4 protein-coding genes are annotated in these 3,557 nt (G+C 68.5%); 1 reads left to right on the forward strand and 3 read right to left on the reverse strand.

What is annotated here, in order from left to right:
- Positions 1–79: 79 nt before the first annotated feature.
- Genes cydX through NON22_RS21905 form a run of 3 tightly spaced genes read right to left on the reverse strand, consistent with a single transcriptional unit; the run spans position 80 to position 2,949 of the window.
- Positions 80–193 (reverse strand): cytochrome bd-I oxidase subunit CydX, encoded by a 114-nt coding sequence (gene cydX / locus NON22_RS21895; RefSeq protein ID WP_257389125.1) that lies wholly within the window; start codon positions 191–193, stop codon positions 80–82.
- A gap of 10 nt (positions 194–203) precedes the next feature.
- The gene (gene cydB, locus NON22_RS21900) at positions 204–1,355 is read right to left on the reverse strand and encodes a cytochrome d ubiquinol oxidase subunit II (RefSeq protein WP_257389126.1); all 1,152 of its coding nucleotides are present in this window, start codon (positions 1,353–1,355) and stop codon (positions 204–206) included.
- Between the two features lie 10 nt (positions 1,356–1,365).
- Positions 1,366–2,949: a cytochrome ubiquinol oxidase subunit I gene (locus tag NON22_RS21905; protein ID WP_257389127.1), complete on the reverse strand. Its 1,584-nt coding sequence runs from the start codon at positions 2,947–2,949 to the stop codon at positions 1,366–1,368.
- 352 nt (positions 2,950–3,301) lie between these two features.
- On the opposite strand from NON22_RS21905, the gene NON22_RS21910 reads away from it, so the two are divergent.
- Positions 3,302–3,557, forward strand: a 256-nt coding sequence (locus tag NON22_RS21910) for a hypothetical protein (RefSeq protein ID WP_425508014.1), incomplete at its 3' end; no start/stop codon positions are given.

Below are 3,557 nucleotides of genomic sequence, written 5' to 3' on the forward strand. Positions count from 1 at the left end.
CGCGCCGGCGGCGGCGGCGGTCCAGCCGCGCACGCGCCGCACGCGCGCGGCGAGCCAGCGCCGCGCCGGCTCGTCGGCCTCAGGGCTTGCGCTGTTCGTCGTCGGGATAGCCTTTGAACTCCAGCCACATCGCGTTGATGATCGCCGCGAAGCAGGCCATCAGCACGCCGAGTATCCAGGCGAAATACCACATGGCTCGCTCCTCAGTAGTGGGCGTCCGAACCGCGCACCTGCTCGACCGTGACCGGGCCGCGCATGACGCGGAACACCCAGCTCGTATAGAGCACGATCAGCGGCAGGAACAGCAGGGTCAGCCAGAACATCCAGCGCAGGGTCAGCAGGCTCGAGGTCGAGTCCCAGACCGTCAGTCCGTGCGACGGTGCGAGGCTCGACGGCATCATGAACGGGAACATCGCGACGGCGGCGGTCAGTATCGTCGCGGCGACCGCCGTGCCGCTCGCGACGAAGGCCAGACCCGCGCGCCGCGGCGCGAGACGCCAGGCCGCCGCCGCCGCGGCGAGCGCGACGACCGGAATCAGCCAGAGCAGCGGCTGCGCGCGGAAATTCGCGAACCACGCGCCGGCCTCGACGACGACCTGCTTGGTCACCGGATTGGACGCCGCCGCGGTGCCCGCCGCGACGCTGATGCGATGGCCGTCCACGCCGAACGCGAGCCAGACGCCGGCCAGCACGAACGCTACGGCGAAGACGAGCGCGGCGGCGCCGTGCCAGCGGCGCGCGCGTTCGCGCAGTTCGCCGACGGTCTTGAGCTGCAGGAACACCGCGCCGTGCATGACCAGCATCGAAAGACTGACGACGCCGACGAGCAGGCCGAACGGGTTGAGCAGGCCGAAGAAGCTGCCTTCGTAGTGCACGCGCAGGCTCTCGTCGTAGCGGAACGGCACGCCCTGCAGCAGATTGCCGAACGCGACGCCGAACACGAGCGACGGCACGAAGCCGCCGATGAACAGGCACCAGTCCCACAGAGCGCGCCAGCGCGGATCGGGCAGCTTGCTGCGGTAGTCGAAGCCGACCGGACGCAGGATCAGCGCGAACAGCACGAGGATCAGCGCGACGAAGAAGCCCGAGAACGCGGCCGCGTAGATCAGCGGGAACGCGGCGAAGATCGCGCCGCCGCCGAGGATGAACCAGACCTGGTTGCCTTCCCAGGTCGGACCCACGGTGTTGAGCAGCACGCGGCGCTCGTCGTCGGTCTTCGCGACGAACGGCAGCAGCGCGCCGACGCCGAGATCGAAGCCGTCCATGACCGCGAAGCCGATCAGCAGCACGCCGAGGAACAGCCACCAGATCACGCGCAAGGTCTCGTAGCTCATCAGGAAGTTCAGCAGGTCCATGACGTTCTCCTCAGGCCTTGGCCGGTTCGGCCGGCGCGTCGGCGCCGATGACGACGGCATGGCCGGGCGCGTCGCCGGGATCGCTCGGGCCTTTGCGCGCGAACTTCAGCATCAGGTACATCTCGACGACGAGCAGCGCGGTGTACAGCAGCACGAAGCCGGTCAGGCTGAAGATCAGATCGCCGACCGTCAGCGAGGACACGCTCATCCAGGTCGGCAGCACTTCGGCGACGGTCCAGGGCTGGCGGCCGAGCTCGGCGACGATCCAGCCCATCTCCGAGGCGATCCACGGCAGCGGTATCGTCGCGACGGCGAGCTTGAGCAACCAGCGCTGGCGCATGATCGCGCGGCGCGACGCGGAGACCAGCGCGAGCACGAAGGTCAGCAACGTCAGCACGCCGCAGCCGACCATGATGCGGAAGGCCCAGAACAGCGGCGCGACCGGCGGTATCGCATCGCGCGCGGCGCGCGCGATCTGCGCGTCGGTCGCGTCGACGACGTTCGGCGCGTAGCGCTTGACCAGCAGGCCGTAGCCGAGATCGCGCTGCAGCTCGACGAGCTTCGCGCGGGCCTGCGCGTCGGCCGGATTCGCGCGCACCTGCTGCAGCGCAGCGTAGGCCTGCATGCCGCTGCGGATGCGCACTTCGTGCTCCGCGACGAGGTCCTTGAGGCCGGTGACCGGCTCGCTGATCGAGCGCGTCGCGATCAGGCCCATGAGCCACGGAATCTCGATCGCGTGGTTCGTCGTCATGTTCTCCTGGTCGATGAAGCCGACCACGGTGAACGGTGCCGGCGGCGGATGCGTCTCCCACATCGCCTCGATCGCCGCGAGCTTGACCTTCTGCACGTGGCCGAGCTCGTAACCCGATTCGTCGCCGAGCGTGATGACCGACAGGGTCGCGGCGAGGCCGAAGGCCGAGGCGATCGCGAACGAGCGCTGGGCGAACGCGACGTGCCGGCCGCGCAGCAGATACCAGGCGCTGATGCCGAGCACGAAGCAGGCGCCCGTGACGTAGCCGGCCGACACCGTGTGCACGAACTTGACCTGGGCGACCGGGCTGAACACGACCTGCGCGAAGCTCGTCAGCTCCATGCGCAGGGTTTCCGGGTTGAAGTCGGCGCCAATCGGATACTGCATCCAGCCGTTCGCGATCAGGATCCACAGCGCCGAGAAATTCGAGCCGAGCGCGACGAGCCAGGTCACCGTCAGGTGCTGCACCTTGCTCAGGCGCTCCCAGCCGAAGAAGAACAGGCCGACGAAGGTCGATTCGAGAAAGAAGGCCATCAGGCCTTCGATCGCCAGCGGCGTGCCGAAGATGTCGCCGACATATTGCGAGTAGTAGGACCAGTTCGTGCCGAACTGGAATTCCATCGTGATGCCGGTCGCCACGCCGAGCGCGAAGTTGATGCCGAACAGCTTGCCCCAGAACTTCGTCATCTGCCGGTAGATCTCGTTGCCGGTCATGACATAGACCGACTCCATGATCGCGAGCAGGAACGACAGCCCCAGGGTCAGCGGCACGAACAGGAAGTGATACAGCGCGGTCGCGGCGAATTGCAGCCGCGAGAGTTCGACGACGGTATCGGAGATCATCGACGGAAGCCTCCTCGGTACGAACGGCGGTACGCGCCAGGCGATGGCGGCGATGCGCGCGGCGCCGCCGGCCTGATGCACTTGCGCAATTGTCACAAAGCCCCGTGACGGCGCCAAGTTGAGCACGGCGGCGGCCGGCGTGGCGAATCGCCGCGGCGCAGCACGACAAACGGCAGCTGCACCCGCACGGCGCAACGCGGCGCAACGCGGCGCCGACGATACGGAGCGGTCGGCGCCGATTCGCGCGAAGCCATCCGTTCGATGCAGGTCGATGCGACGACTTGACGCAGGTCAACGGGACCTCGTCGGCGGCGGACTAGGCTGGTGTTCATCGCCTGCCCGGAGATGCGCCATGTATGACTTGCTCGCCCTGACCGATGCCGACTGGCGCGAACGCCTCGGCTATGCCGCCGGCCTCGCCACCTTGCTCGACGCCGGCCTGACCGGCCTGCGCGTGTTCCCGTCGCCGTACGTCGCCGATGGCCTGTACGGATACGGCGCCGGCGACACGGCCGCGCTCGTCCTCGACAGCGTGCGCAAGGCGGAGAGCACGGCGCAGGCCGACGCCGCCGCGTTCGCGGCCTGGGCCGCGCAGGCCGGCGTGCGCG

It is taken from the genome of Tahibacter caeni, assembly GCF_024609805.1.
Classification (GTDB): domain Bacteria; phylum Pseudomonadota; class Gammaproteobacteria; order Xanthomonadales; family Rhodanobacteraceae; genus Tahibacter; species Tahibacter caeni.

Bases quoted from the DNA above. Each gene is read 5' to 3' on its own strand.
- cydX (WP_257389125.1), bottom strand. From the start codon at position 193: ATGTGGTATTTCGCCTGGATACTCGGCGTGCTGATGGCCTGCTTCGCG.
- cydB (WP_257389126.1), bottom strand. From the start codon at position 1,355: ATGGACCTGCTGAACTTCCTGATGAGCTACGAGACCTTGCGCGTGATC.
- NON22_RS21905 (WP_257389127.1), bottom strand. From the start codon at position 2,949: ATGATCTCCGATACCGTCGTCGAACTCTCGCGGCTGCAATTCGCCGCG.